The organism is Kosakonia sp. R1.Fl (assembly GCF_023516815.1).
Classification (GTDB): Bacteria; Pseudomonadota; Gammaproteobacteria; order Enterobacterales; family Enterobacteriaceae; genus Kosakonia.
The window spans coordinates 3,163,926-3,189,477 of sequence record NZ_JAMGSQ010000001.1; the positions used below are offsets into that span (position 1 = coordinate 3,163,926).

Genomic DNA, 25,552 nt, shown 5'->3' on the forward strand with positions numbered 1-25,552 from the left:
ATGAAAACCGTTGAGACGGCGATCCCCGATGTACTTATTTTTGAGCCAAAAGTGTTTGGCGACGATCGCGGCTTTTTCTTTGAGAGCTTCAGCCAGCGCCGCTTTGAAGAAGCTATTGGTCGTAAAGTCGAATTTGTGCAAGATAACCACTCAAAATCAAAAAAAGGCGTATTACGTGGTTTGCATTACCAGCTAGCGCCCTATGCTCAGGGGAAACTGGTTCGCGCCATCGCCGGCGAGGTTTTTGATGTTGCTGTTGATGTGCGTAAAAGTTCTCCGACATTCGGAAAATGGGTTGGCGTGCATTTATCTGCGGAAAATAAACGTCAGTTATGGATCCCGGAAGGGTTTGCCCATGGTTTTGTTGTGCTGAGTGATAGCGCTGAGTTCGTTTACAAGGCAACCAATTATTACAATCCGCAATTTGAAAGCAGTATTATTTGGAACGATCCAGAATTGAATATTGCATGGCCGCTCTCAGTTGAGCCGGAACTATCAGCCAAAGATGCGATAGCACCTTCCTTTACCTTAGCGAATTTTTTTGAGTAACCGCCCGTGTCATATGTAATTAAAGTCTTTCCCGCTGATATCGCTTTTGAAGGTGAAAGCGAAAAAACGTTGCTTGATTCTGCCCTCGAGGCGGGGATCCATCTTGAACACAGTTGCAAAAATGGCAGTTGTGGCATATGTGAAGCTCAGCTTATCGCAGGCGAGGTGATTGATGCGCAAGATAAAGTGGTGCCGGCTGGCAATAATATCCTGACATGTAGCTGCCGCCCCGGTGGCGATGTTTCGCTACAAGCAACGTACTACCCGGAGCTTGCGGGGCAGATCAAAAAAATAACGCCCTGCAAAGTAGTAAGCGCTGAAAATGTTTCTGAAGATGTTATTAAACTCGTGCTTCGTTTCCCACCAACAGCGCAGCTAAATTACTTACCCGGGCAGTATATTAACTTGCAGTATCAGGGGGTCACTCGCAGTTATTCCATCGCAAATGCTGATGCGAAAGAGGGCATCGAGTTACATATCAGAAACGTACCTAACGGGCAAATGAGCCAGTTGGTTTTTGGCGGGCTTACCGCAAACACATTGATGCGCATCGAAGGGCCGTGCGGAACATTTTTTATTCGTAAAAATGAGCGTCCGGTTATTTTTATTGCCGGGGGGACAGGCTTTGCGCCGGTTAAAGCAATGGTCGAATCGCTGCTTGCCGAAAATACGCAACGGAAAATTTATATTTATTGGGGTATGCAATACTCCGGGCATTTCTATTCGTCCTTGCCCCAGCAATGGGCTTCAGAGAATCCAGATATTCATTTTATTCCAGTGGTATCCGGCGATGAGGTTGGCTGGCAAGGACGTAAGGGTTTTGTTCATAATGCGGTCGTGGAAGACTTCGATAACCTGGAAGGTTTCGATGTTTATGCTTGTGGTTCACCAGTGATGATCGAAGCTAGCCGAAAGGATTTGATGACGTTGGGATTGCCGGCTAAACACTTTTATTCGGACGCGTTTACCGTATCAAAATAAGATAGAGGATAAATAGATGAAGGCCGTTATTTTAGCCGGTGGCTTAGGTACACGTTTAAGCGAAGAAACCGTATTAAAACCAAAACCGATGGTTGAAATCGGTGGCAAGCCGATTCTGTGGCACATCATGAAAATGTATTCCGCTCACGGTATCCGTGATTTCGTTATTTGTTGCGGCTACAAGGGATACGTGATTAAAGAATATTTCGCCAACTATTTCCTTCATATGTCTGACGTGACTTTCCATATGGCAGAAAATCGTATGGAAGTTCACCAGAAACGTGTAGAGCCCTGGAATGTTACGCTTGTCGACACGGGCGAAGCTTCTATGACGGGGGGCCGCCTTAAACGCGTACGCGACTATGTTAAAGAGGATGAAGCTTTTCTCTTTACCTATGGTGATGGCGTATCTGATTTGGATATTAGCGCGACGATTGATTTCCATCGTAAGCATGGCAAAAAAGCAACGCTGACGGCGACGTTCCCTCCCGGCCGCTTTGGTGCGCTGGACATTCAAAATAAACAGGTCCGTTCTTTTAAAGAGAAGCCAAAAGGTGATGGCGCGATGATCAACGGGGGGTTCTTTGTACTCCATCCTTCCGTTATCGACTTGATTGATAATGATGCAACGATCTGGGAGCAGGAGCCGCTAATGCAACTGGCGGAACAAGGTGAATTGATGGCGTTTGAACATCCGGGTTTCTGGCAACCAATGGATACTCTCCGGGACAAAATGTATCTGGAAGGATTGTGGGAAAAAGGAAAGGCGCCCTGGAAAACATGGGAGTAATCAGCATGATCGACGCTTCATTCTGGCAAGGCAAACGTGTATTTATTACTGGGCACACTGGCTTCAAAGGTTCCTGGTTGACACTTTGGTTGCACTCCATGGGGGCGGTTCTGAAGGGTTTTTCTTTGAATCCTCCAACTGAGCCCTCGTTATACGAAAGCGCTTCAGTCGATAACCTCATTGATTCCACGATCGGCGATATTCGAAATTTCGATCAATTGCATGCCGCCATCGCAGCATTCAAGCCTGAAATCGTTTTTCATATGGCTGCTCAACCGCTGGTCAGACTCTCTTATGATGAGCCTATAGAGACGTATTCCACAAATGTGATGGGTACGGTTCATCTGCTGGAAGCCGTCAAGCGTGTCGGTGGTGTGAAGGCCATCGTGAACATTACCAGCGATAAATGCTACGAAAACCGTGAATGGGTTTGGGGCTACCGTGAGCACGAAGCGATGGGGGGCTATGACCCTTATTCGAATAGTAAAGGGTGCGCAGAACTGGTCGCGTCAGCATACAGAAATTCATTTTTTAATGAAAAGGATTATGCAAAACATGGAGTTGCTCTCGCTTCTGTACGCGCGGGGAATGTGATTGGCGGCGGTGACTGGGCTAAAGATCGCCTTATTCCGGATATCCTACGTTCGTTTGAGAACCAACAAACTGTTATCATCCGCAATCCCCACGCAATTCGCCCGTGGCAGCATGTACTGGAACCACTGTCTGGTTACATCACCATTGCCCAACGCCTCTATGAGGAAGGGCCGGTATTTGCCGAGGGCTGGAACTTTGGTCCGCGGGAAGACGATGCTATGCCAGTGCAGTTTATCGTTGAAACCATGGTAAAAATTTGGGGAGACGATGCGGCGTGGCTTTTGGATGGTAATGAGCATCCACACGAGGCCCATTATCTAAAACTTGACTGTTCCAAAGCGCGTATGCGTTTGGGATGGCAGCCGCGTTGGAATTTAGTAGAAACGCTGGAGCGTATTGTCAGATGGCATAAGGCATGGATTGCTGGCGAAGATATGCTTGAACTTACGCGGAATGAAATCAGCGAATACATGAATACCTCTTTGAAATAATTGATTAACAGGAAAATAGCAATGAGCGCAAATAACCTGCGTGAGCAAATCTCTCAACTAGTTGCCCAATATGCTGACGAAGCGCTGAGTCCAAAGCCGTTTGTTGCTGGCAGCAGTGTCGTCCCGCCTTCTGGTAAAGTTATCGGTGCAAAAGAGCTGCAACTGATGGTTGAAGCCTCGCTGGATGGCTGGTTAACCACTGGTCGTTTTAACGACGCTTTTGAGAAAAAATTGGGTGAGTTCATCGGTGTCCCGCATGTACTGACCACGACCTCAGGCTCTTCCGCTAACCTGCTGGCGTTGACAGCATTAACATCACCAAAATTGGGTGAGCGCGCGCTTAAACCGGGTGATGAAGTGATTACTGTAGCTGCAGGATTCCCGACCACAGTTAACCCGACGATTCAGAATGGTTTAATACCTGTCTTTATTGATGTCGATATTCCAACGTACAACGTCGATTCGAAACTGATTGAAGCTGCGGTATCAGAAAAAACCAAAGCTATCATGATTGCCCATACGCTGGGGAACGCATTCGATCTGACAGAAGTTCGCCGTATCGCTGATAAGTACAATCTATGGTTAATTGAAGATTGCTGCGATGCGCTTGGCACCACCTATGACGGTAAAATGGTCGGCACTTTCGGTGATATCGGCACAGTAAGCTTCTATCCTGCTCACCATATTACGATGGGTGAGGGCGGCGCGGTATTTACCAAATCAGCTGAACTGAAAAAGCTTATTGAGTCTTTCCGCGATTGGGGCCGCGATTGCTACTGTGCACCAGGCTGTGATAACACCTGTGGCAAGCGTTTCGGTCATCAACTTGGGTCGTTGCCGTTTGGTTACGATCACAAATATACCTATTCTCATCTGGGTTATAACCTCAAAATTACCGATATGCAGGCTGCATGCGGCCTCGCACAGTTAGAGCGTATCGATGAGTTTGTTCGTCTGCGTAAAGAAAACTTCGCGTATCTGAAACAAGGCCTCCAGTCTTGTGCGGAGTTTATTGAACTGCCAGAAGCAACCGAGAAATCCGAACCGTCCTGGTTTGGTTTCCCGATTACGCTCAAAGAAAACAGCGGCGTTTCGCGTGTTGATTTGGTTAAGTTCCTTGATGAAGCTAAAATTGGTACGCGCCTACTATTTGCCGGTAACCTTACTCGCCAGCCTTATTTTGCAAATGTGAAATACCGCGTTGTAGGTGAACTGACAAATACCGATCGCATTATGAACCAGACTTTCTGGATTGGTATTTATCCAGGCCTGACAAAAGAACATCTGGATTATGTTGTTTCTAAATTCGAAGAATTCTTTGGTCTAAATTTCTAATCCTTAATAAACAGGAAATAAGAGAGCTTATGCTCTCTTATTATTTATTATGAAAATTACAGAAGTGCAATTCCCTGGATGTTTCTTAATTGAATCATCTAAGTTTATCGATACACGTGGTGGTTTTGTAAAAACTTATCATCAAAAAATCTTCGAAGAGAATGGTATTGCAATGCATTTTGCTGAAGAATTTTATTCAGTTTCAAAAAAGAATGTATTACGAGGGATGCATTTTCAATTACCGCCATCCGATCACGAAAAATTAGTCTATTGCCTTAGTGGTGCGGTTTTAGATGTGTTTCTCGATCTCAGAAAAGAGTCATCCACTTACGGTCAATCAATGGGGATTGAGTTAAGCGGTGAAAATACTCGGGCATTATTCCTTCCAAAAGGCATTGCGCATGGTTTCTTATCCTTAGAAGACAATAGTGTGATGATATACAAAACGAGTACTGTCCATGACCCGCTTAAGGATTGTGGCATTCGATGGGATAGCTTTGGTTATAATTGGCCAATTGCTTCACCAATCATTTCGGAACGTGACACGAAACATTCCGGTTTTACTGAATTTAACAGCCCATTCTGAGTAGAATATGAAAATATTACTAACTGGTGTGACGGGTTATATTGGCAATGCGGTAATGCACCATTTGGCGAAACAGGGACATGATGTCCACGGTTTAGTAAGAAAGGAAGCTGTCTCGATCAGCGATTCGGTACATTATCATTTATTAGAGAATGATAATATTAGAGATATTGTCAGCGCCGTTAAGCCAGATGTCGTCGTTCATATTGCATCACTTTTTTTGGCTGCCCATCAGTATTCTGATATTGAAAAATTAATAGAAAGTAATATTACCTTTCCAACAAAATTGCTTGACGCAATGGATTGTGCTGGAGTAACCCACTTTATTAATACAGGCACTTCGTGGCAGCATTATGATTCTGAACCTTATAATCCTGTAAATTTATATGCTGCGACAAAACAATCTTTCGAAGATATTATAAAGTACTATGTCGAAGCAAAAGGTTTCAGCTGTCTTACATTAAAAATTTACGACTCTTATGGCCCTGGAGATACCCGGGGAAAACTTGTTTCATTATTCGATCGCCTGGCAGAAAATCAGGAATCACTTGATATGTCACCAGGCGAACAGCACATTGATTTGGTTCATATCTCTGATATCTGTAACGCCTATAACATCGCCATTCAGATGATAATGAAACAACAACCCGGTTATCAGGCTAACTATGGTCTCCACTCTAATAAAAGCTATTCTTTAAAAGAATTAGCGGCTATTTATGAGCGTAGTAATAACTGCGATATCCATATTAATTGGGGAGGAAGGGAGTATCGTCCGCGAGAAGTAATGAAGCCTGCTGGCAATCTTGAGCGATTACCTGGGTGGGAGCCCAGTGTGGAATTATCCTTTGGTTTAAATCGAGTTAACAGAAAATAGTTATAATCCACACTGTGACATATAATTATGATTAAACAGCACTACCAACTACTTATTGGTTTAGTTAATCAGGGTTTTAATATATTAACACCATTTATTGTAACGATTATCGGTCTTAAGTATATCGATGCGGTATCTGGTAGTATTTGGCTTATTTTTTTGTCGATGGTGGTATTAATAAATCTACTGGATTTTGGTCTTTCCCCAACAATAATACGAAATGTAAGCTACGTTGTAGGGGGGGCCAGAAAGTTAGCGAAAAATGGCCTGGATGACATCGAATTCTATGATTCGATAGATTTTAGTCTCTTATCTCGTCTTGTCCTTGATATTAGAAAAATATATCGGGTACTCACGTTGATAGGCCTTGTTATCATTGGGGGGTTAGGAAGCGTTTATTTTTATTCTATTGCTCCAGGATCACTGAAAATTGAAGCGCTTGCGTCTTGGGGAATATTTGCTGTTGGACTCTTGATGAATTTATATTACCTGTACTATACGCCATTATTATGTGGTTTTGGGGTGATACAAGATTCTTATAAAGCGAACATTTTAGGACGGATTTGCTGGTTACTGTTCACAGGTGGAGCGATATTATTATTGCCAAGTATTTTGACGTTTTCGCTTTCATTTCTACTTTCGGTAATTGTCAACCGTATATTCATTAAACATCTGTACCAACGTCATAAATATGTCGCTCAACTTAATAATAATTTGCCACAAAAAGAATCAACGATCCCTTATATCGCGCATAATGCAGTTAAGCTTGGCACGGTAAGCTTGGGGAGTTTTTTAATCAGTCGATCAACGGTTCTCATTGCGGGAGCATCACTGCCATTAGTTGTAGCTGGGCAGTATACTTTTTCCTTACAGGTTTATATGGCGCTACTGGCGGTCGGAAATGTTTTCGTAACCGTAAAGGTTCCCATTTTGTCACAGCAAATATTGCAGAATAATAAGTCAGCAATGAAAAAGTTGATCATTCAAATACTGACTTTCTCTGTGGGTCTGTATCTTTTTGGGTTTGTTTTGTTTTATTTCTTACAGAGTTATATAATCAGTATTTTTCATTCTAATGTGACTTTTCTGGATTCGGGGTTTTTATTGCTACTGGCTGTTGTGTATTTGTTGGAGCTGAATCATACTATTTGTGCAACGATTCTTACGACTGCTAATAAAGTACCATTTGTCAAACCATCCCTAGTCTCTGGTATATTAATCGTTCTGATATCGTATTTACTAATGAAATTTACCACAACGGGTGTGTTGGGGTTGATTATTGCTCAAGGGCTTATTCAGTTATTATATAATAACTGGAAATGGCCATGTTGTGTGTATAAGGATTATATTAGATGATATCCGTTTTACCTGTACAACTTGTTTATGATGATTGCGCAGAAGAAGAATTTATCTTAACTATCGCAATCCCAACTTATAAAAGATTCAATTTGTTAAGGGAATGTCTTGTAAATCTTTCAGCATCCAATTTCATTTTTCCTGTTGAGATTATTGTTGTCGATAATGATCCAGAGAATGCTGATGCTGCCATGCAGTTCATTGAAAGTATTGGCATTAAGCACATCCGCTATTTTAAAAATAACGAGAACTATGGCATGTTCGGCAACTGGAACCAATGTCTGGGGCTCGCCAGAGGTCGTTATGTTACTTTGTTACACGATGATGACCTTTTAGATGCTACTTTTGGCGTTATAATGAACAGGCTCGTCAGCAATAAGGAGTTGTTTTCTGAAACATTGATTGGCTTCAATGTTTCGATACTTGATCAACGCGCTAGTGAAGATGTTGTTCATACAAACACTTTACTTCAGCGCATAAAAGAGAAGGCCAGACGTAGTCGGGAGAAAAATATCCGTGTAGTGGGACTCGACGATTTATTCACGAGCAATCCCTTTCAAGGCACCCTGGGTGTGGTCATGCAGCGGGACAAAGTAGTTGCAATCGGTGGTTTCAACCAGGATATGTACCCGATTTCAGATTATGATTTTTGGATACGCTGGGTCACCCAATTTGGCAAAATAAGTATTCATCCAGAGAGTGTGGGGCGCTACAGAATTCAGAAGAATGAAAGTTTGCGTAAAGACGTTATTCAGGGATTTATCAATAAAAATGTTGAGCTCAGAGAAAGAATACTGTCGACGAGCGATGCATCTTTTATTTCCATTTTATTTGTTAAGCTTAAGAAATTAAATGATAAGTTAGATTGTGATTATTTGTGGGCTGGTTCCGGAAATAAGTTCGGGATTTTAAAAACAATATTCTATATAGCTGTGAAAACATCGGTGCTTTTTTTTAAAAAGGCAGTTAAACTGAAAATAAAGGCTAAATGAACAAGCTAAAATCATTTATATATATATTACTTCTTGTAATATCATCAAATGCTTATTATTTGGGCGTCAGTTCCTATATTGGAATCGTTTTGCTGATTCTTATTAATTTGTTAACTGGCAAATTAACTCAGCAGGGCGTTTTTATGGTCTTTTTAGTCACGTCTCTGGTTTTGTTTAACACAGCTCACGTCTACGTGGATGGGAAAGCTATTGATGTAGTTGTATATAATTTTTTCTTACAGTTATTATTTCTGTTTACTTTGGATTTCCGTAATGCAGAATTGCGTTGGATATTTATTCGTGCATTACAGGTGCAAATCTTTATATCCGCATTTATCGCATTTGTTGGAATAATTACGGGCGAACATTCGATGTTTGTTGACGCCGGGCATGCTAAAGGATTTAGTGGTTTACTGGCTTTAAGGGGCATTTATTCTACTCCACAACTAATGGCATCAATTTGTTTAGCAGCCTTCTTCTTATGTACACCGCGTCAAGAAAAACGAATACCTTCATTATTCGCGTCTAAAACATTGTCAATTGCCATGCTGATATTCACAATTAATCGCGTTAACCTTATTGCATTATGCCTGCTGGGTTTTTTGAAAGTAAATACCCGTCTGAAAAATAAAACTCTTTGGCAATTTGTAAAATTACTATCTCCTCTGTTAGGTGTTGTCGTTGCCATAATTTCCCTGCAATTGCTTGATTACTCTAAAATTAATCTGCAAACAATACAGAGTCGTTTGTATTTGTTCACAGGCGTTATTTCTGAAATTAATTTTGATAGCGTGTTATCGGTTCTTTTTGGTGACTTTTCTACTATTCATTTTTATATTCCACAATATCAAGTTGACATTAATTATGTGGAAAATGGTTTTTTGTTTCTATTTAAGTATTTTGGTATTGCTGGTCTTTTGCTTTATATTGTTACAGGTTGTGTTGTTGCGATTAAAATACGAAAAATAAATTTTATGCTGTGTGTGTATGCAATATTCTATCTGTTTATTGCACAGAATTTCACAAATGAATTTGTAAGTTTCGTATTTCCTCAGGTTTTATTCTTGCTTTTAAGCTATCCATGTATTTTAAAGGGCTCACAAGAGGAAAATAATAAATCTTTTTGATTTATTCTGTTTTAGATAGCTCACTTTTTACTTCTCAGATTTCTTTTTAAGAGTTGGTGTGGAAATGAAACGAATTGCTATATTTCATCCTGTTGATGATAGGTATGGAGCAAGTAAAATCCTGGCTTATGTTTTATCCTTTTTATCCCGGGAGTATAAATGCGATGTCTACATTCCTGCTCTGACGCATGAAATTGAATTGACACTGCAAGAGTTAGTAAGTCATGATGTAAATGTTAATTTTATAGAATTCCCCTGTGCACCGCTAGTTCATCGGAAGATGTATTCGCTGAAAGGTTTATATGTTTGGGTTTGGCAAAATATTAGAACCCTGCGATTCCTTATGAAATTACGTAAAGACTACGAAATTGTCTATATTAATACAGTGGCTCTTTTCAGTATAAGCTTAATTTGCCGTATGCTGAATGTAAAAAATATGGTGCATTGCCATGAATACCTCAAAGGATCGCTTTACGGTGAAGTTATCCGCAGAATTATTCGGTTTGGGGCTGATAAGATTGTCTGTGTTTCAGCAAAAGTAGCGAGCTATATTGGTGATAATCCAAAAGTTGTTGTAATACACAATGGCATTCCCGATGTGACTCTGCGTGTTACAGAGAGGGCATCATCAACTCCAGATGATATGATTCACTTTGCCATGGTTGGAAGAGTCATGCCGGAAAAAGGGCAATGGTTTCTTTGCGAGGCAGTGAAAAATCTACCTGATTATCTGAAGAAAAAAATTAAAATTCATGTTTATGGTGATGCTCCTCCGACGCGATCTCATTTATTTAAAGAATTTAAGTCATTGATTAGCGATGCTCAACTGGATAGCGTTTTTGTATTACATGGTTTTGATCCTGATGCATCGATAAAAGCGAGTCTACTTGATGTATGGATAATTCCTTCAATTATGGTCGATCCTTTCCCAACGACCGTTATTGAAGGACTAAGGGCTAGTAAAGTTGTGCTTACTACGGATAACGGTGGCGCTTCTGAGATAATAAAAGATGGCGTAAACGGCTTTCTTATTAAACATGGTGATGTTCAGTATTTCACAAATTTACTTAGTTCATTTTTACAGCTCAGTTCTGAAGAGCGGAAAAATATTCAGCAACAAGCTCGAATGACGTATGAGCAAAGCTATGGTATTGAGAAGTTTCAGGATCGTTTCGAGATTTTCTTCAATGATGTAATAAAAAACAAGGCGTAGGCCGCTTGCAGCGTTGGTGTTAAATGAAAAAAGTACATATTATAGGTACAGTAGGTATTCCCGCATGTTACGGTGGTTTTGAAACTCTGGTCGAATATCTGGCAGAACAACAGAAAACAGATATTACCGTGTATTGTTCTGGAAAAACATACTCGAAAGAGAACCGTAAACACATATATAAAAATGCCAAGCTGATCTATTTACCGTTCAAGGCTAATGGATTACATAGTGTAATATATGACATCGTTTCTTTATTTATTGCTGCATTTAAAAAAGCAGACTCGGTTTTAATTCTTGGTGTTTCAGGTTGTTTACTACTCCCTGCCTTTAGGTTATTTTCAAAAGCGAAAGTTGTAACAAATATTGATGGTTTAGAATGGAAGCGTGATAAATGGGGAAAAGGTGCGAAGTCCTTTTTAAAGCTTTCAGAGCGCATTGCGGTAAGATTTTCTGATGTTATTATTTCGGATAATCAGGCCATCGCTGATTATGTAAAAGAAGAATATAATGTTTCTAGTGAAGTTATTGCTTATGGTGGCGACCATGCTTTTCCTTCAGATGCGAATATCTGCGATAAAGGATATGCACTTGCGCTATGTCGCATAGAACCTGAAAACAACGTCGCAATGATCCTGCAAGCATTTTCCAGAATTAATAAGGAATTGATTTTTGTTGGTAACTGGAGAAACAGTGCGTTTGGTCTGGAATTACTAAGTAAATATTCATCCTGTCCTAATATTAAAATGCTGGATCCAATTTATGATCTCGACAAATTAGCTGAGTTACGCGCTGGTTGCTCCCTCTATGTTCACGGTCACTCTGCTGGTGGAACTAATCCTTCATTGGTTGAGTTCATGCATTTTGGAAAAAAAACATACTGCTTTGACTGCAATTACAACCGCGCATCAACTGAAAATCAGGCTTTTTATTTCTCGAACGAAGAAGAATTGTGTCAATTAATTCAAAACGATGATTCTTGCCATGAGAATCCTAAAATGGCAGAGATAGCGAACAGACGATATACGTGGGAAAAAGTAAGAGAACAATACTACAAGATATTATCTCGATAATGTTACGAGATGTTTTTGAACGTTCTTAATGAATGCTATGTAACACAAAAACAACATCATGTATAATTGTCATTATTAAACACCTGACAGGAGTATGTAATGTCCAAGCAACAAATCGGCGTTGTTGGTATGGCGGTAATGGGGCGCAACCTGGCGCTCAACATTGAGAGCCGCGGCTACACCGTTTCAGTTTTCAACCGCTCCCGTGAAAAAACCGAAGAAGTCATTGCCGAAAACCCGGGCAAAAAGCTGGTTCCTTACTACACCGTACAAGAATTTGTCGAATCCCTGGAAACCCCGCGCCGCATCCTGCTGATGGTGAAAGCCGGTGCAGGCACCGACGCCGCTATCGATTCCCTCAAGCCATATCTCGATAAAGGTGACATCATTATTGATGGTGGCAACACGTTCTTCCAGGACACCATTCGTCGTAATCGCGAACTTTCGGAAGAAGGTTTTAACTTCATCGGCACAGGCGTTTCCGGTGGTGAAGAAGGCGCGCTGAAAGGTCCATCAATCATGCCTGGCGGTCAAAAAGAAGCTTACGATTTGGTTGCTCCGATCCTGACCAAAATTGCTGCAGTGGCGGAAGATGGCGAACCTTGCGTGACGTATATTGGTCCGGACGGTGCGGGTCACTACGTTAAAATGGTGCATAACGGTATCGAATATGGCGATATGCAGCTGATTGCCGAAGCTTACGCGCTGTTGAAAGGTGGTTTGAACCTCTCTAATGAAGAGCTGGCGAAAACCTTCAGTGAGTGGAACGCTGGCGAGCTGAGTAGCTATCTCATCGACATCACCAAAGATATCTTCACCAAGAAAGATGAAGAAGGCAAATACCTGGTTGATGTGATCCTCGACGAAGCGGCGAATAAAGGCACCGGTAAATGGACCAGCCAGAGCTCGCTGGACCTCGGCGAGCCGCTGTCACTGATTACCGAATCCGTGTTTGCGCGCTATATCTCTTCCCTGAAAGAGCAGCGTGTTGCCGCGTCTAAAGTGCTGTCTGGCCCGCAGGCGAAAACAGCAGGGGACAAAGCTGAATTTATCGAGAAAGTACGCCGTGCGCTGTACCTCGGTAAAATCGTTTCCTATGCGCAGGGCTTCTCCCAGTTGCGTGCTGCTTCTGACGAGCACAACTGGAATCTGAATTACGGCGAAATCGCGAAGATCTTCCGCGCAGGCTGTATCATTCGTGCTCAGTTCCTGCAGAAAATCACCGACGCCTATGCCGAGACCCCGGCTATCGCAAACCTGCTGCTGGCGCCGTACTTCAAGAAAATCGCGGATGACTATCAGCAGGCGCTGCGTGACGTAGTGGCCTATGCCGTACAGAATGGTATTCCAGTACCGACTTTCTCTGCCGCGGTGGCATACTACGACAGTTATCGTTCTGCGGTACTGCCGGCGAACCTGATCCAGGCTCAGCGTGATTATTTCGGTGCGCACACATACAAGCGCACAGATAAAGATGGCGTGTTCCATACCGAATGGCTGGATTAATCTGATAATCACCCATCTGGTTTACCCAAGCCCGGTTACTAAAACCGGGCTTTTTTTTCGTCTTAACCGCCATTTTTTCGGGCAGTCATATTCATTTAGTCGATTATTGCCTACTAAACCATACATAAACGCTGCTGTTGACGGCTGATTGTCGCCTTGACAGTCCCTCAACAGAAGAGGTAAAAACCCCAACAGTTATTGATATTAAGCGGGTGGCGACGGGATCGTCATCTCCGGTTTCATACACTCACAAAAGTTGCTTATCGAATGAAAATAACAATCTCCGGAACAGGTTACGTTGGGCTATCGAACGGGATTCTGATTGCGCAGAACCATGAAGTGGTGGCGCTGGATATCGTTCAGTCCAAAGTAGATATGCTTAATCAGAAGATCTCTCCCATTGTGGATAAGGAGATCCAGGAGTATTTGCAGAATAAGCCGCTGAACTTCCGTGCGACGACGGACAAACTCGACGCCTATCGCGGCGCGGATTTCGTCATCATCGCCACGCCGACGGATTACGATCCGAAAACGAACTACTTCAACACCAGCAGCGTAGAATCAGTGATCCGTGATGTTCACGAGATCAACCCGCAAGCGGTGATGATCATTAAATCCACCATTCCGGTGGGCTTTACCCAATCCATCCGTGAAAAATACGGTATTGATAACGTTATCTTCTCACCGGAATTCCTGCGTGAAGGTAAAGCGCTGTACGATAACCTGCACCCGTCGCGTATCGTTATCGGTGAACGCTCCGAACGCGCCGAACGTTTTGCCGCGTTGTTGCAGGAAGGCGCGATCAAAAAAGATATTCGCGTACTGTTCACTGATTCAACCGAAGCCGAAGCGATTAAATTGTTCGCTAACACCTATCTGGCGATGCGCGTGGCGTACTTCAACGAACTGGATAGCTATGCAGAAAGCCTGGGGCTGAACAGCCGTCAGATTATCGAAGGTGTATGTCTGGATCCGCGTATCGGCAATCATTACAACAACCCATCGTTTGGTTACGGTGGTTACTGCTTGCCGAAAGATACCAAACAGCTGCTGGCGAACTACCAGTCGGTACCGAATAATATTATTTCGGCTATCGTTGATGCTAACCGCACCCGTAAAGACTTTATTGCGGATTCCATCCTGGCGCGTAAACCGAAGGTGGTGGGAGTCTATCGCCTTATCATGAAGAGCGGTTCCGATAACTTCCGCGCCTCTTCGATTCAGGGCATCATGAAGCGTATCAAAGCGAAGGGCGTGCAGGTCATCATTTATGAACCGGTCATGCAGGAAGATGAATTCTTCCACTCCCGCGTGGTACGCGATCTGGACGCGTTCAAACAGGAAGCGGATGTCATTATCTCCAACCGTATGGCCCAAGAGCTGGCGGATGTGGAAGAGAAGGTCTACACCCGCGATTTATTCGGCAACGACTAATTGTTATTGCAGAAAGTAAAACGGCCCGTCAGGGCCGTTTTTTTACACGTTATAAAAATTTCTGTACCAGTCAACAAAGCGCTTCACACCGTCTTTGACCGAAGTCTGGGGCTTAAAGCCAGTCACAGCATACAGCGGTTGGGTGTCTGCGCTTGTCTCCAGCACATCGCCGGGCTGAATCGGCATCATGTTTTTCTGCGCTTCAATCCCCAACGCCTCTTCCAGTGCCGTGATGTAATCCATCAGCTCAACCGGTGAACTGTTGCCAATGTTATAAACATGGTAAGGCGCGGAGCTGGTTGCCGGCGATCCGCTTTCAACCGTCCAGTTTGCATCTGGCTGCGGGATCACATCCTGCATGCGGATAATCGCTTCCACAATATCGTCAATGTAGGTGAAGTCGCGCTTCATTTTGCCGTAGTTGTATACATCTATGCTCTTACCTTCCAGCATCGCTTTAGTGAACTTGAAGAGCGCCATGTCCGGGCGTCCCCAGGGGCCATAGACCGTAAAGAAACGCAGGCCGGTCGTTGGCAGACCATACAGATGCGAATAGGTATGCGACATCAGTTCATTGGCTTTTTTCGTTGCCGCATAGAGTGATACCGGGTGATCAACTGAATCATCAGTGGAGAACGGCATCTTACGGTTTAACCCATAAACGGAGCTGGAGGAAGCATACAGCAGGTGCTGCACTTTATGATGACGACAGCCTTCAAGTACGTTCAGATGCCCAATCAGATTAGACTCTGCGTAAACGTGCGGATTTTCCAGCGAGTAACGGACACCAGCTTGTGCAGCGAGGTGAATAACGCGGTCGAATTTCTCACGCGTAAACAGTTGCGCCATCCCTTCGCGGTCAGCGAGATCGATTTTATGAAAATGGAAATCGGGAGAGGCCAGTAAATCCAGGCGCGCTTGCTTCAGACTGACATCGTAGTAATCATTCAGGTTATCAATACCCACCACCTGGTGGCCCGCCTGCAATAAACGTTCACTGACGTGATAGCCGATAAACCCGGCAGCGCCGGTAACCAGAAATTTCATAGCTAATCCTTTCAAACATCTAAAACGTACAATCTGTCTATTGTATGATCCCAGCCTGGTAATCGCTATCAGTTATAAACGCGTAAAAGCGGTTAAATAGTGTCTGGTAAAACTTATTTACACGTAGTCCTATAGAAAAAAAATAACGAACCGCTAAACTCGCGCTCTATAATTCTCTTTTGCGCTTCTCATTTAGGGTCGCTATGACGTACGAAAAACAAAGCTTACCTGCCTGGCAGAGTAATGATTCAGAACAGATTGATTTGTTAGAGGTTTTATCTCAAATTTGGCGCGGCAAATGGATTATTGCCTTGTTTATTCTTGTCGCTGTTATTATTGCTGGCGTCTATTTAAGCATTGCCAAAGAAAAATGGACCTCGATCGCGGTGATTAGTGCTCCGGATGCCGGGCAGATTGCTGGCTACGCCAATGCGATGAGTATATTAAGTAACGACGAGAAGTATGACATCGCTGGTATTCAACAGCGCGTGATTGGCCGCTTTAATTCTGCATTCGCAGCATTGTCGGAAACCTTGGGCAATCAGGAAGACCCCGAAAAACTGACTATCGATAGTGCTGTACAAGGACAACCGCTACCTCTGAAAGTTACCTATCAGGGGCCAACAGCAAAGGATGCACAGCGCAAACTGGCGCAATATATTGAAAAAGTCGATCAGCAAATCGCCAAAGAACTGATTGATGATTTACAAACCAGTGTTAAATCGCGCACTCGCGATTTAGTTGAGTCGCTGTCAACTCAGGAAAAAGTGGCACAAGAACAAAAAGATCTCAGAATTAAACAGATAGCGCAGGCGCTTACCGTCGCGAAAGAGGCTGAGGTACAGTCCCCGCAGGTGCGTCAAACTGAAAACGTATCCCAGGATACGCTGTTTCTGCTTGGTAGCGCGGCGCTGGAGTCAATGATCAAGAATGAGTCATCGCGTCCGCTGATATTTCCTGATGATTACTACAAAACAAGAAAGAATCTTCTTAATATTCAGACGATTATTGTTAAGCCGCAGAATACCCATGCTTATCGTTACGTGATGAAACCAACATTGCCGATTCACCGCGACAGTCCTATGCGAGCATTAACCATCGTACTGGCCATACTGTTGGGCATTATCGTTGGATCCGGATTCGTTCTCATGCGTAACGCATTACGAAACCATCAATCGAAAGCATAAGCAAAAAAAACCGGGCAGCGCCCGGTTTTTTTACGCCCGCTATTTGTGCCGCTTGCGTAAATTCTCAATCACGGTCGTCAAATCAAGCTGTTGATCCTGCAACAGCACCAACAGGTGATACATCAGGTCAGAGGCTTCGTTAGTCAGCTCTTCGCGGTCGTTCACGGTTGCCGCCAGAGCCGTTTCTACGCCTTCTTCGCCCACTTTCTGCGCGATACGTTTAGTACCGCTGGCGTAGAGTTTGGCGGTGTAAGAACTTGCCGGGTCGGCCGTCTTACGCGCGGCGAGCAACTCTTCTAACTGATAGAGGAACAACCACTGGTGGCTGGTATCGCCAAAGCAGCTGGATGTTCCCGTGTGGCAGGTTGGGCCGATTGGGTTAACAAGGACCAGCAATGTGTCGTTGTCGCAATCAGGAGCTATCTTCACTACGTTAAGGAAATGGCCCGAGGTTTCACCTTTGGTCCATAAGCGCCCTTTAGTGCGGGAGAAAAAAGTCACTTTGCCGCTTTCCTGCGTTTTTGCCAGCGCCTCTTGATTCATGTAACCCAGCATCAGCACTTCGCCGGAAACCGCATGTTGCACCACGGCGGGCAGCAGTCCGTCGGTTTTTTTCCAGTCCAGTTGGGCCAGTTGTTGCTCTGTTAACATACCCTGATCTCCACGCCCTGGCCTGCCAGGTACGTTTTTAATTCACCAATATTGATAATCTGCTTGTGAAACACGGAAGCTGCCAGCGCGCCGTCAACGTTCGCATCGCGGAAGGCTTCCAGAAAATGTTCCATGGTGCCCGCGCCACCAGAAGCAATCAGCGGTACGTGGCACACCGCGCGCACTTTCTTCAGTTGTTCAAGATCGTAGCCATTGCGCACACCATCCTGGTTCATCATGTTAAGCACGATCTCCCCGGCACCGCGCTTTTGCACTTCCTGCACCCAGTCCAGCGTTTCCCATTGCGTCACACGGGTGCGGCTCTCATCACCGGTGTACTGATTAACGTGATATTTGCCCGTGTCGGCGTCAAACCAGGTGTCGATACCGACTACAATGCACTGCACGCCAAAGCGATCGGCCAGCCGTGTGATTAATTCCGGATCGGCCAGTGCTGGGGAGTTAATCGAAATTTTATCTGCGCCAAACGAGAGAATTTTCGCCGCATCGTCAGCAGACTTAATCCCACCTGCGACACAGAAAGGAATATCAATCACTTCCGCCACGCGTGACACCCAGCTCTTATCCACTACGCGGCCATCGCTGGAAGCGGTGATATCGTAGAACACCAGCTCGTCCGCGCCTTCTTCGGCGTAGCGTTTTGCCAGCGGTACAATGTCGCCAATGATTTCGTGATTACGAAACTGTACGCCTTTCACCACCTGGCCATCACGCACGTCAAGACAAGGGATTATCCGTTTTGCCAGCATTGAATGGCCTCCTTCACCGTGAATTTACCTTCCAGCAGCGCCCGTCCGACAATCACGCCGCGCACGCCAGTACCGCGCAGGGCGGCAATATCATTTAAACCGCCAATACCGCCGGAAGACTGAAACGCCACCTGCGGCCAGCGGGCACAAATCTCTTCATACAACGCAACGTTCGAGCCCGCGAGCGTGCCGTCTCGCGAGATGTCGGTGCACAATACATGCTTCAGGCCAACAGCAAGATAGGTTTCCACCAGCGCTTCCAGCGTCACCCCTGAGTTTTCCTGCCAGCCGCTCACCGCGACCTGCTTAGTGCCTTGTTCATCAATGCGCACATCCAGCGCCAGCACTAGTTTGTCTGCGCCAAAACGTGCAAACCAGCCTTTCACTACCTCAGGCGATTTTACCGCCGTCGAGCCGATGACCACGCGGGCAACACCGGCCGAGAGCAGTGCGGCGACGTCCTCTTCCGTGCGTACACCGCCGCCCACCTGTACCGGAACGTTCACCCCGGCAACCAGCGTTTTCAGCAACGGGATCTGGCGTTTCGCCGGATCTTTCGCGCCGGTTAAATCGACGAGGTGCAGTACCTGCGCGCCCTGAGCGGCGTAATCCTGCAAGCGTGGCAGCGGGTCATTGCCATAATCGCGCTGCTGTGCGTAGTCGCCCTGATGAAGACGTACGACGGTGCCGTCAATTAAATCTAAAGCCGGAATAATCATCACATCTCCAGGAAGTTTTTCAGCAGTTGCGCACCCGCGCGGCCGGAGCGTTCCGGGTGAAACTGCACACCGTAGAAATTGTCTTTCTGCACCGCAGCGGTAAACGGCTCGCCGTAATCGCAGCGGGCAATGGTGTACTCATTCACCGGCATGGCGTAGCTGTGCACAAAGTAGAAATAAGCGCCATCCTCGATGCCCTGGAACAGGCGGTTGCCGGCTTTTGCGTAAACCTGGTTCCAGCCCATATGCGGCAGCGGCAGGCCAGCGTCTTTCATCTTCGGCACATCCTGTTCAATGATGCCCAACAAATCGACGCCATGGGTCTCTTCGCTAAAGCGCCCAAGCAGTTGCATTCCCAGGCAGATGCCGAGCACCGGCTGCGTACAGGCTTTCACCAGTTCGATCAGGTCTCGCTCGCGTAGCTGATCCATCGCCGCCTGCGCGGTTCCGACACCGGGTAAAAACAGTTTGTCTGCGCGCAGCACCACATCCGGGTCGCGGCTGACTTGCGGCTCATAACCGTGGCGCGAGACGGCAGATTTCACCGAGTTCAGATTGGCGCAGCCGGTATCGAGGATCACCACATTCATCACAGCACTCCTTTTGATGAGGGGAGCGTATCGCCTTCCACGCGGATCGCCTGGCGCAGCGTGCGGCCAAATGCTTTAAATAAACTTTCCACGCGGTGGTGGTCGTTTTTGCCTTTGGTTTTGAGATGCAGCGTCACCGCCATGGTGTAAGAGAGCGAGCGGAAGAAGTGCTCGACCATTTCGGTGCTCAAATCACCCACGCGCTGGTAGGCAAATTCAGCTTTATATTCGAGGTGCGGACGGCCGGAGATGTCCAGGGCACAGCGAGCCAGACATTCGTCCATCGGCAACACAAAGCCAAAACGGTTGATACCACGTTTGTCGCCGAGCGCCAGTTTGAGCGCTTCACCCAGTGCCAGGCCGGTATCTTCGACCGTGTGGTGATCGTCAATATAGAGATCGCCTTTCACCGCAATTTCCATCCGAAAACCGCCATGTGTCGCAATCTGATCAAGCATATGGTCGAAGAAACCGACGCCGGTGTGGATCTTGCTGCCGCCTTCGCGATCCAGCCACACTTTGACGTCAATCTGCGTCTCTTTGGTGTTGCGCTCAACGTGCGCATAACGGTCTCGGCGCGTCAGTTGCTCACCAATCATTGCCCAATTCAGCGTCTCAGGGTTGTATCGCAAACCGCCAATCGACATGTTGTTCGCCAGCTCAATATCAGTGGCGCGGTCGCCAATCACATAGCTATTCGCGCGATCGAGTGCACCTTCTGCCAGCCAGCGTTCCACCAGCTTCACTTTTGGCTTACGGCAGTCGCACTCATCATCTGCAAAATGCGGGCAAATGAGCACCTCTTCAAACGCAATACCCTGCGAAGTAAAGACCTGCATCATCAGGTTGTGCGGGCCATCAAAATCCGCCTGCGGGAAACTGCTGGTGCCCAGACCGTCCTGGTTGGTGATCATCACCAGTTTGTAGCCCGCTTTTTGCAGTTTCAGCAGTACCGGAATCACATTTGGCTCAAAGGCCAGCTTGACGAATTTATCCACCTGATAATCGGTAGGCGGCTCGGTAATCAGGGTTCCGTCACGGTCAATAAACAGGTACTTCTGGCTCATACTGGCTCCGCACGTAAGGCGTCAATGACGCGCTGGCTCTCTGCACGGGTGCCAATGGTGATACGCAGGCAGCCGCTTAAAGAAGGTTGTTTGTTCTGGTCTCTCAGGATAATGCCTTGATCCCACAATGATTTAAACACTGCGCTGGAGGCAGTCAGACGCACGAGAATATAGTTAGTCTCTGAGTCGAACACCTGCTCCACACAGGGAATATCCCGTAGCGCGGTAACCAGATACTGGCGCTCAACCAGAATCTGCGCCACCCGCTCGCGCATCGCGACAATCCCCTGCGGGTTGAGCGCTTGCGCGGCAATATCCGCCACCGGCGTGGAGAGCGGGTAGGGGGCAATCACTTTTAACAGCAGCGCGATAACGTCTTCATTAGCAAGGGTAAAACCGCAACGCAGTCCAGCCAGCGCAAACGCTTTAGAAAGCGTACGCAGTATCACCAGATTCGGGTATTCACTGAGCCAGCCCGCCAGCGTGGCTTGCGGGCAAAACTCAATATACGCTTCATCCGCCACAACAATGGCTTTGCCGCGCGTCATCTCGAGCAAGACGCGGAAATCTTGCGGATTGATGATCTGCCCGGTGGGGTTATTCGGGCTGCAAACATAAATAATTTTGACGCCAGCCAGTTTGTCGGCGATGCCTTGCAGATCCAGTTGCCAGTCGGCAAGGGCCGGAACGGTACGGTATTCCACACCCAGCGTTTCGGCGCTGACGCTGTACATGCCATAGGTCGGCGGGCAGAACAGTATCGCGTCTTTACCCGGTTCACAAAACGCGCGGATTAGCAGTTCAATCCCTTCATCTGCGCCACGACTGACCAGCACCTGCTCCGGTTTTACGCCCGCATACTGCGCATAACTTTCGATAACCGCTTTCGGCTGGCACTCCGGGTAACGGTTTAATGTTTGCTGTGTCAGTTCAAAAGGAACCGCTGTCGGGAACTCATTGGCGTTCAGCCAGACGTCACCTTTACCACCAAGACGGCGAGCCGACTGATAGGGCGTCAGTTCGCGCACATTTTTACGCGCCAGTTCTTCAATGCTCATGCTTGCTCCTTCAGCGCGTTAACGCGCAACGTGACGGCGTTTTTGTGAGCGGTCAGGCGTTCAGCTGCTGCCAGTGTTTCAATGGTGCTTGCCAGTTGCGCAAACCCTTCCCGGGAAAGTTCCTGCACCGTCATACGTTTCTGGAAATCGGCCAGACCCAGGCTGGAACAGGTGGCGGTATAACCATAAGTCGGCAGCACGTGGTTGGTACCGGAGGCGTAATCGCCTGCGGATTCCGGTGACCAGTCACCGAGAAACACCGAGCCTGCGCTGGTGATGCTCTCCACTAACGAACGGGCATCGCGGGTCTGAATAATCAGGTGCTCCGGCCCGTATTGGTTGGAAATCGCCACGCACTGCGCTAAGTCGCGCGCCACAATGAGACGGCTGGCAGAGAGTGCCTGGCGAGCCGTTTCCGCGCGCGGCAGTTCCGCAAGCTGGCGTTCAACCGCCTCGGCTACACGGGTGGCCATTTCACTGTCCGGCGTCAGCAGGATCACCTGCGAGTCCGGGCCGTGCTCCGCCTGCGAAAGCAGATCCGAGGCAACAAAATCTGGCGTTGCGCCGCTATCGGCAATCACCAGCACTTCGGAAGGACCGGCGGGCATGTCAATCGCCGCACCGTCCAGACGCTGGCTGACCTGACGTTTGGCTTCGGTCACAAAGGCATTTCCTGGGCCAAAAATTTTGTCGACCTTCGCGATCGATTCGGTGCCAAAGGCCAGCGCGGCAATCGCCTGCGCGCCACCCACTTTAAAGATCGCCTGCACGCCGCAAAGTTTGGCGGCATAGAGAATTTCATCGGCAATCGGCGGTGGTGAGCAGAGCACCACTTTTTGGCAACCGGCAATACGCGCCGGTGTGGCCAGCATTAATACGGTTGAAAACAGCGGCGCGGAGCCGCCAGGAATATACAGGCCAACCGAGGCGATAGGGCGGGTAACCTGCTGGCAGCGCACGCCTGGCAGGGTTTCAACATCCACCGTTTGCAGCTTCTGCGCGGTGTGGAAGGTGTCGATATTTTTCACCGCCACGGCCATCGCTTGCTTGATATCGTCACCCAGGCGCGCGCTGGCATCAGCGATTTCCTGTTCGGTAACTTTCAGCGCGTCGACCTGCGTTTTGTCGAACCTGGCGCTGTATTCACGCAGGGCGTCATCCCCGCGCGCTTTCACGTTATCCAGAATCTCAATCACGGTACGTGTGATGCTATCAGAGGCAGAGATCGCCGGGCGCATCAGCAAGTCGCGTTGCTCTGCTTCGCTACAGCTGTTCCAGTCGATTACGGTATTGAAGCTCATGGCCTTACTCCATCATCTTCTCAATCGGCAGCACCAGAATAGAACTAGCCCCCAGCGCCTTCAGTTTTTCCATGGTTTCCCAGAACAGGGTTTCGCTGCTGACCATGTGCATTGCCACACGCTGTTGATCGCCCGCCAGCGGCAGAATGGTGGGGCGTTCAGCGCCAGGCAGCAGGGCAACGACCTCTTCCAGACGCTCGCTTGGCGCGTGCATCATGATGTATTTCGATTCGCGCGCCTGGATAACACCCTGAATACGGGTCAGCAGCTTGTCGATAAGTTGCTGTTTGGCATCGGTCATTTCACCGTCGCGCTGGATCAGGCAGGCTTTGGAGCGGTAAATCACCTCCACTTCGCGCAGGCCATTAGCTTCGAGTGTCGCGCCGGTCGACACCAGGTCGCAAATCGCATCCGCCAGACCCGCACGCGGGGCGACTTCAACAGAACCATTTAACAGACAAGATTTAAAAGAGACGCCTTTCTGATCGAGATAGCGTTTTAACAGGTGCGGATAAGAGGTGGCGATACGTTTACCGTCCAGCGCTTGCGGGCCGTTCCAGCTTTCGTCAACCGGGGTTGCCAGTGACAGGCGGCAGCCGCCGAAATCGAGGCGACGCAGCGTAAAATAGCGCGGATCTTCCCCCTGCGCGCGGCGGGTCAGCAACTCTTCTTCCAGCACGTTTTCGCCGATGATGCCCAAATCAACGACACCGTCCATCACAAGGCCCGGAATGTCATCATCGCGAACGCGCAGAATATCAATCGGCATATTTTCTGCCAGGGCGATCAGGCGCTGGGTGTGCAGGTTAATTTTAATCCCGCAGCGGGCCAGGAGTTCGCGTGAATCTTCGCTCAGGCGGCCGGATTTCTGAATAGCTATGCGTAAACGCGAGTTGTCTAACATTCTGTTGTCCTCTTTTATCCTGCTGAATTTGGTTCAAAAAAAAGCCCCCGGAAGAAGATCTTCCGGGGGCTTTCTCTGCGTTCATGCACCACTGGAAGATCCAAACGTCTTCCAGCACACATCGCCTGAAAGACTAGTCAGGATGATGGTGATGATGGTGGTGTTTAAATTGAACGCGGGTCATAAAATTCTCGATGAATGTTTATTCATAAGTTGTCAGTTAACGTAAACCACTTTGGTCGCCGAAGGCAAGGGCTTTTTTTTATCATTAAATCATTTCATATTCGTTGTATGAATTGTCAGTTATCACTGGCTGGCGTAGCCTTAAACAGGTGGAAGCGAGAGTGCAGGGGAGAGGCATGAAAAAGGTCGCGATTATCGGATTAGGATGGCTGGGAATGCCGCTGGCACTGTCATTAACAGCGCGAGGCTGGCAAGTTACCGGCAGTAAAACCAGCCAGGATGGCGTCGAGGCGGCGCGTATGTGCGGCATCGAAAGTTATGTGCTCAACCTTGAACCAGAATTAGTCTGCGAATCGGAGGATCTGGATGCGCTGATGCAGGTCGATGCGTTAGTTATCACCCTCCCGGCGCGCCGCAGCGGCCCCGGCGAAGAGTTCTATCTGCAAGCGATGCAGGAGATTGTCGACAGCGCGCTGGCTTATCGCATACCGCGCATTATTTTTACCAGTTCTACTTCTGTTTATGGCGATGCGCCCGGTGTCATCAAAGAAACCACGCCGCGCCAGCCTGTTACCGCAAGCGGACGGGTGCTGAAAGAGCTGGAGGACTGGCTGCATAATTTGCCTGGCACATCGGTGGATATTTTACGCCTGGCAGGGCTGGTGGGACCGGCACGCCATCCGGGGCGCTTTCTGGCCGGAAAAACCGCGCCTAACGGCCAGCACGGCGTTAATCTGGTGCATCTCGAAGATGTTATCGCTGCAATTACTTTGTTGCTGCAGGCACCGAAAGGCGGACACATCTATAATCTTTGCGCACCGGGACATCCGTCGCGCGAAAGTTTCTACACGGCAATGGCGCGACAGCTTGGCCTTACGCCGCCCACCTTCACCGCGTCGCGTAGCGATGATGAGAAGGGAAAAATCATCGACGGCAGCCGTATTTGCAATGAACTGGGCTTTGACTATCTTTATCCGGATCCGGCTCAGATGCCGCTGGCGTAATTTTTTAGCAAAAAGTGCTATTAAAATGTTTAATAATTCAGCGATAGCCTAAAATTCAAGCATTTAGTTGCATAAATACTGCAGGGTAGGCCGTAGTGTATTGTCATCCTGCTTCAGGATGGTGCAAAATACGCCGCTGCAAAAAAATGAAGAGACTAGCCGACGTTAATCCG

Annotated in this window: 26 protein-coding genes and 1 other annotated feature; of the genes, 16 read left to right on the plus strand and 10 right to left on the minus strand. The window is 47.1% G+C overall.

What is annotated here, in order from left to right:
- The 14 genes from rfbC (M8Q36_RS14770) to ugd all read left to right on the plus strand — a co-directional run bounded on the left by rfbC (M8Q36_RS14770) (window position 1) and on the right by ugd (window position 14,898).
- Window positions 1-549, plus strand: coding sequence for a dTDP-4-dehydrorhamnose 3,5-epimerase (gene rfbC / locus M8Q36_RS14770; RefSeq protein ID WP_097405671.1), 549 nt, complete (start codon window positions 1-3; stop codon window positions 547-549).
- A gap of 6 nt (window positions 550-555) precedes the next feature.
- Window positions 556-1,530, plus strand: a complete 975-nt coding sequence (locus M8Q36_RS25515) for a CDP-6-deoxy-delta-3,4-glucoseen reductase (RefSeq protein WP_249881364.1) — start codon at window positions 556-558, stop codon at window positions 1,528-1,530.
- Between the two features lie 16 nt (window positions 1,531-1,546).
- Window positions 1,547-2,320, plus strand: coding sequence for a glucose-1-phosphate cytidylyltransferase (gene rfbF / locus M8Q36_RS14780; protein ID WP_097405673.1), 774 nt, complete (start codon window positions 1,547-1,549; stop codon window positions 2,318-2,320).
- A gap of 5 nt (window positions 2,321-2,325) precedes the next feature.
- On the plus strand, window positions 2,326-3,405 hold the full coding sequence (rfbG, locus tag M8Q36_RS14785; RefSeq protein ID WP_249881365.1) for a CDP-glucose 4,6-dehydratase: 1,080 nt from the start codon (window positions 2,326-2,328) through the stop codon (window positions 3,403-3,405).
- A 21-nt stretch (window positions 3,406-3,426) separates the two neighbouring features.
- Window positions 3,427-4,740, plus strand: a complete 1,314-nt coding sequence (gene rfbH / locus M8Q36_RS14790; RefSeq protein ID WP_097405675.1) for a lipopolysaccharide biosynthesis protein RfbH — start codon at window positions 3,427-3,429, stop codon at window positions 4,738-4,740.
- 49 nt (window positions 4,741-4,789) lie between these two features.
- Complete coding sequence (rfbC, locus tag M8Q36_RS14795; RefSeq protein ID WP_249881366.1) at window positions 4,790-5,326, plus strand: dTDP-4-dehydrorhamnose 3,5-epimerase; 537 nt, start codon at window positions 4,790-4,792, stop codon at window positions 5,324-5,326.
- Between the two features lie 7 nt (window positions 5,327-5,333).
- Window positions 5,334-6,200 carry an NAD-dependent epimerase/dehydratase family protein gene (locus tag M8Q36_RS14800; RefSeq protein WP_249881367.1) on the plus strand — a complete coding sequence of 289 codons (867 nt, stop codon included), beginning with the start codon at window positions 5,334-5,336 and terminating at the stop codon, window positions 6,198-6,200.
- Window positions 6,201-6,227: 27 nt separating this feature from the next.
- Window positions 6,228-7,556, plus strand: coding sequence for an O-unit flippase-like protein (wzx, locus tag M8Q36_RS14805; protein WP_249881368.1), 1,329 nt, complete (start codon window positions 6,228-6,230; stop codon window positions 7,554-7,556).
- The gene (locus M8Q36_RS14810) at window positions 7,553-8,548 is read left to right on the plus strand and encodes a glycosyltransferase family 2 protein (protein WP_249881369.1); all 996 of its coding nucleotides are present in this window, start codon (window positions 7,553-7,555) and stop codon (window positions 8,546-8,548) included. The genes wzx and M8Q36_RS14810 overlap by 4 nt, the downstream gene beginning before the upstream one ends.
- Window positions 8,545-9,675: a hypothetical protein gene (locus M8Q36_RS14815; protein WP_249881370.1), complete on the plus strand. Its 1,131-nt coding sequence runs from the start codon at window positions 8,545-8,547 to the stop codon at window positions 9,673-9,675. The genes M8Q36_RS14810 and M8Q36_RS14815 overlap by 4 nt, the downstream gene beginning before the upstream one ends.
- A 64-nt stretch (window positions 9,676-9,739) precedes the next feature.
- Entirely contained in the window at window positions 9,740-10,888 is a 1,149-nt protein-coding gene (locus M8Q36_RS14820) for a glycosyltransferase family 4 protein (protein ID WP_249881371.1), read from the plus strand.
- 23 nt (window positions 10,889-10,911) lie between these two features.
- On the plus strand, window positions 10,912-11,958 hold the full coding sequence (locus M8Q36_RS14825) for a DUF1972 domain-containing protein (RefSeq protein WP_249881372.1): 1,047 nt from the start codon (window positions 10,912-10,914) through the stop codon (window positions 11,956-11,958).
- 99 nt (window positions 11,959-12,057) lie between these two features.
- Window positions 12,058-13,464: an NADP-dependent phosphogluconate dehydrogenase gene (gene gnd, locus M8Q36_RS14830; RefSeq protein WP_249881373.1), complete on the plus strand. Its 1,407-nt coding sequence runs from the start codon at window positions 12,058-12,060 to the stop codon at window positions 13,462-13,464.
- Between the two features lie 267 nt (window positions 13,465-13,731).
- Window positions 13,732-14,898, plus strand: coding sequence for a UDP-glucose 6-dehydrogenase (ugd, locus tag M8Q36_RS14835; RefSeq protein WP_249881374.1), 1,167 nt, complete (start codon window positions 13,732-13,734; stop codon window positions 14,896-14,898).
- A gap of 42 nt (window positions 14,899-14,940) precedes the next feature.
- Here the strand turns inward: ugd and M8Q36_RS14840 are convergent, their stop codons facing one another.
- Window positions 14,941-15,945 carry an NAD-dependent epimerase gene (locus M8Q36_RS14840; RefSeq protein WP_249881375.1) on the minus strand — a complete coding sequence of 335 codons (1,005 nt, stop codon included), beginning with the start codon at window positions 15,943-15,945 and terminating at the stop codon, window positions 14,941-14,943.
- A 203-nt stretch (window positions 15,946-16,148) separates the two neighbouring features.
- Here M8Q36_RS14840 and wzzB point away from each other — a divergent pair, with 203 nt between their 5' ends.
- The gene (gene wzzB, locus M8Q36_RS14845) at window positions 16,149-17,132 is read left to right on the plus strand and encodes an LPS O-antigen chain length determinant protein WzzB (RefSeq protein ID WP_249881376.1); all 984 of its coding nucleotides are present in this window, start codon (window positions 16,149-16,151) and stop codon (window positions 17,130-17,132) included.
- Window positions 17,133-17,171: 39 nt separating this feature from the next.
- Here the strand turns inward: wzzB and hisIE are convergent, their stop codons facing one another.
- The 9 genes from hisIE to hisL form a co-directional block, all read right to left on the minus strand.
- The gene (gene hisIE, locus M8Q36_RS14850) at window positions 17,172-17,783 is read right to left on the minus strand and encodes a bifunctional phosphoribosyl-AMP cyclohydrolase/phosphoribosyl-ATP diphosphatase HisIE (protein ID WP_249881377.1); all 612 of its coding nucleotides are present in this window, start codon (window positions 17,781-17,783) and stop codon (window positions 17,172-17,174) included.
- Complete coding sequence (gene hisF, locus M8Q36_RS14855) at window positions 17,777-18,553, minus strand: imidazole glycerol phosphate synthase subunit HisF (RefSeq protein ID WP_249881378.1); 777 nt, start codon at window positions 18,551-18,553, stop codon at window positions 17,777-17,779. Before hisF ends, hisIE begins: the two co-directional genes overlap by 7 nt.
- A complete protein-coding gene (gene hisA / locus M8Q36_RS14860; protein ID WP_249881379.1) occupies window positions 18,535-19,272 on the minus strand; it encodes a 1-(5-phosphoribosyl)-5-[(5-phosphoribosylamino)methylideneamino]imidazole-4-carboxamide isomerase in 738 nt (245 codons plus the stop codon). The genes hisF and hisA overlap by 19 nt, the downstream gene beginning before the upstream one ends.
- Window positions 19,272-19,862 (minus strand): imidazole glycerol phosphate synthase subunit HisH, encoded by a 591-nt coding sequence (gene hisH, locus M8Q36_RS14865; RefSeq protein ID WP_045510644.1) that lies wholly within the window; start codon window positions 19,860-19,862, stop codon window positions 19,272-19,274. Before hisH ends, hisA begins: the two co-directional genes overlap by 1 nt.
- Window positions 19,862-20,929: a bifunctional histidinol-phosphatase/imidazoleglycerol-phosphate dehydratase HisB gene (gene hisB / locus M8Q36_RS14870; RefSeq protein ID WP_249881380.1), complete on the minus strand. Its 1,068-nt coding sequence runs from the start codon at window positions 20,927-20,929 to the stop codon at window positions 19,862-19,864. Before hisB ends, hisH begins: the two co-directional genes overlap by 1 nt.
- Window positions 20,926-21,987, minus strand: a complete 1,062-nt coding sequence (gene hisC, locus M8Q36_RS14875) for a histidinol-phosphate transaminase (RefSeq protein WP_249881381.1) — start codon at window positions 21,985-21,987, stop codon at window positions 20,926-20,928. The genes hisB and hisC overlap by 4 nt, the downstream gene beginning before the upstream one ends.
- The gene (gene hisD / locus M8Q36_RS14880) at window positions 21,984-23,288 is read right to left on the minus strand and encodes a histidinol dehydrogenase (protein WP_249881382.1); all 1,305 of its coding nucleotides are present in this window, start codon (window positions 23,286-23,288) and stop codon (window positions 21,984-21,986) included. Before hisD ends, hisC begins: the two co-directional genes overlap by 4 nt.
- Before the next feature lie 4 nt (window positions 23,289-23,292).
- Window positions 23,293-24,192: an ATP phosphoribosyltransferase gene (hisG, locus tag M8Q36_RS14885; RefSeq protein WP_249881383.1), complete on the minus strand. Its 900-nt coding sequence runs from the start codon at window positions 24,190-24,192 to the stop codon at window positions 23,293-23,295.
- Between the two features lie 35 nt (window positions 24,193-24,227).
- Window positions 24,228-24,350, minus strand: a sequence feature (His leader region).
- The gene (gene hisL, locus M8Q36_RS14890) at window positions 24,326-24,376 is read right to left on the minus strand and encodes a his operon leader peptide (protein WP_001364200.1); all 51 of its coding nucleotides are present in this window, start codon (window positions 24,374-24,376) and stop codon (window positions 24,326-24,328) included. It overlaps the preceding feature by 25 nt.
- Window positions 24,377-24,551: 175 nt before the next feature.
- Here hisL and M8Q36_RS14895 point away from each other — a divergent pair, with 175 nt between their 5' ends.
- Entirely contained in the window at window positions 24,552-25,379 is an 828-nt protein-coding gene (locus M8Q36_RS14895; RefSeq protein ID WP_249881384.1) for an SDR family oxidoreductase, read from the plus strand.
- Window positions 25,380-25,552: the final 173 nt, after the last annotated feature.

Bases quoted from the DNA above. Each gene is read 5' to 3' on its own strand.
- rfbG (WP_249881365.1), top strand. From the start codon at position 2,326: ATGATCGACGCTTCATTCTGGCAAGGCAAACGTGTATTTATTACTGGG.
- rfbF (WP_097405673.1), top strand. From the start codon at position 1,547: ATGAAGGCCGTTATTTTAGCCGGTGGCTTAGGTACACGTTTAAGCGAA.
- M8Q36_RS14895 (WP_249881384.1), top strand. From the start codon at position 24,552: ATGAAAAAGGTCGCGATTATCGGATTAGGATGGCTGGGAATGCCGCTG.
- hisC (WP_249881381.1), bottom strand. From the start codon at position 21,987: ATGAGCATTGAAGAACTGGCGCGTAAAAATGTGCGCGAACTGACGCCC.
- hisG (WP_249881383.1), bottom strand. From the start codon at position 24,192: ATGTTAGACAACTCGCGTTTACGCATAGCTATTCAGAAATCCGGCCGC.
- ugd (WP_249881374.1), top strand. From the start codon at position 13,732: ATGAAAATAACAATCTCCGGAACAGGTTACGTTGGGCTATCGAACGGG.
- hisF (WP_249881378.1), bottom strand. From the start codon at position 18,553: ATGCTGGCAAAACGGATAATCCCTTGTCTTGACGTGCGTGATGGCCAG.
- M8Q36_RS14800 (WP_249881367.1), top strand. From the start codon at position 5,334: ATGAAAATATTACTAACTGGTGTGACGGGTTATATTGGCAATGCGGTA.
- M8Q36_RS14815 (WP_249881370.1), top strand. From the start codon at position 8,545: ATGAACAAGCTAAAATCATTTATATATATATTACTTCTTGTAATATCA.
- gnd (WP_249881373.1), top strand. From the start codon at position 12,058: ATGTCCAAGCAACAAATCGGCGTTGTTGGTATGGCGGTAATGGGGCGC.
- hisA (WP_249881379.1), bottom strand. From the start codon at position 19,272: ATGATTATTCCGGCTTTAGATTTAATTGACGGCACCGTCGTACGTCTT.
- rfbH (WP_097405675.1), top strand. From the start codon at position 3,427: ATGAGCGCAAATAACCTGCGTGAGCAAATCTCTCAACTAGTTGCCCAA.
- hisB (WP_249881380.1), bottom strand. From the start codon at position 20,929: ATGAGCCAGAAGTACCTGTTTATTGACCGTGACGGAACCCTGATTACC.
- wzx (WP_249881368.1), top strand. From the start codon at position 6,228: ATGATTAAACAGCACTACCAACTACTTATTGGTTTAGTTAATCAGGGT.
- M8Q36_RS14820 (WP_249881371.1), top strand. From the start codon at position 9,740: ATGAAACGAATTGCTATATTTCATCCTGTTGATGATAGGTATGGAGCA.
- hisIE (WP_249881377.1), bottom strand. From the start codon at position 17,783: ATGTTAACAGAGCAACAACTGGCCCAACTGGACTGGAAAAAAACCGAC.
- M8Q36_RS14810 (WP_249881369.1), top strand. From the start codon at position 7,553: ATGATATCCGTTTTACCTGTACAACTTGTTTATGATGATTGCGCAGAA.
- rfbC (WP_097405671.1), top strand. From the start codon at position 1: ATGAAAACCGTTGAGACGGCGATCCCCGATGTACTTATTTTTGAGCCA.
- rfbC (WP_249881366.1), top strand. From the start codon at position 4,790: ATGAAAATTACAGAAGTGCAATTCCCTGGATGTTTCTTAATTGAATCA.
- hisH (WP_045510644.1), bottom strand. From the start codon at position 19,862: ATGAATGTGGTGATCCTCGATACCGGCTGCGCCAATCTGAACTCGGTG.
- M8Q36_RS14825 (WP_249881372.1), top strand. From the start codon at position 10,912: ATGAAAAAAGTACATATTATAGGTACAGTAGGTATTCCCGCATGTTAC.
- hisD (WP_249881382.1), bottom strand. From the start codon at position 23,288: ATGAGCTTCAATACCGTAATCGACTGGAACAGCTGTAGCGAAGCAGAG.
- M8Q36_RS14840 (WP_249881375.1), bottom strand. From the start codon at position 15,945: ATGAAATTTCTGGTTACCGGCGCTGCCGGGTTTATCGGCTATCACGTC.
- wzzB (WP_249881376.1), top strand. From the start codon at position 16,149: ATGACGTACGAAAAACAAAGCTTACCTGCCTGGCAGAGTAATGATTCA.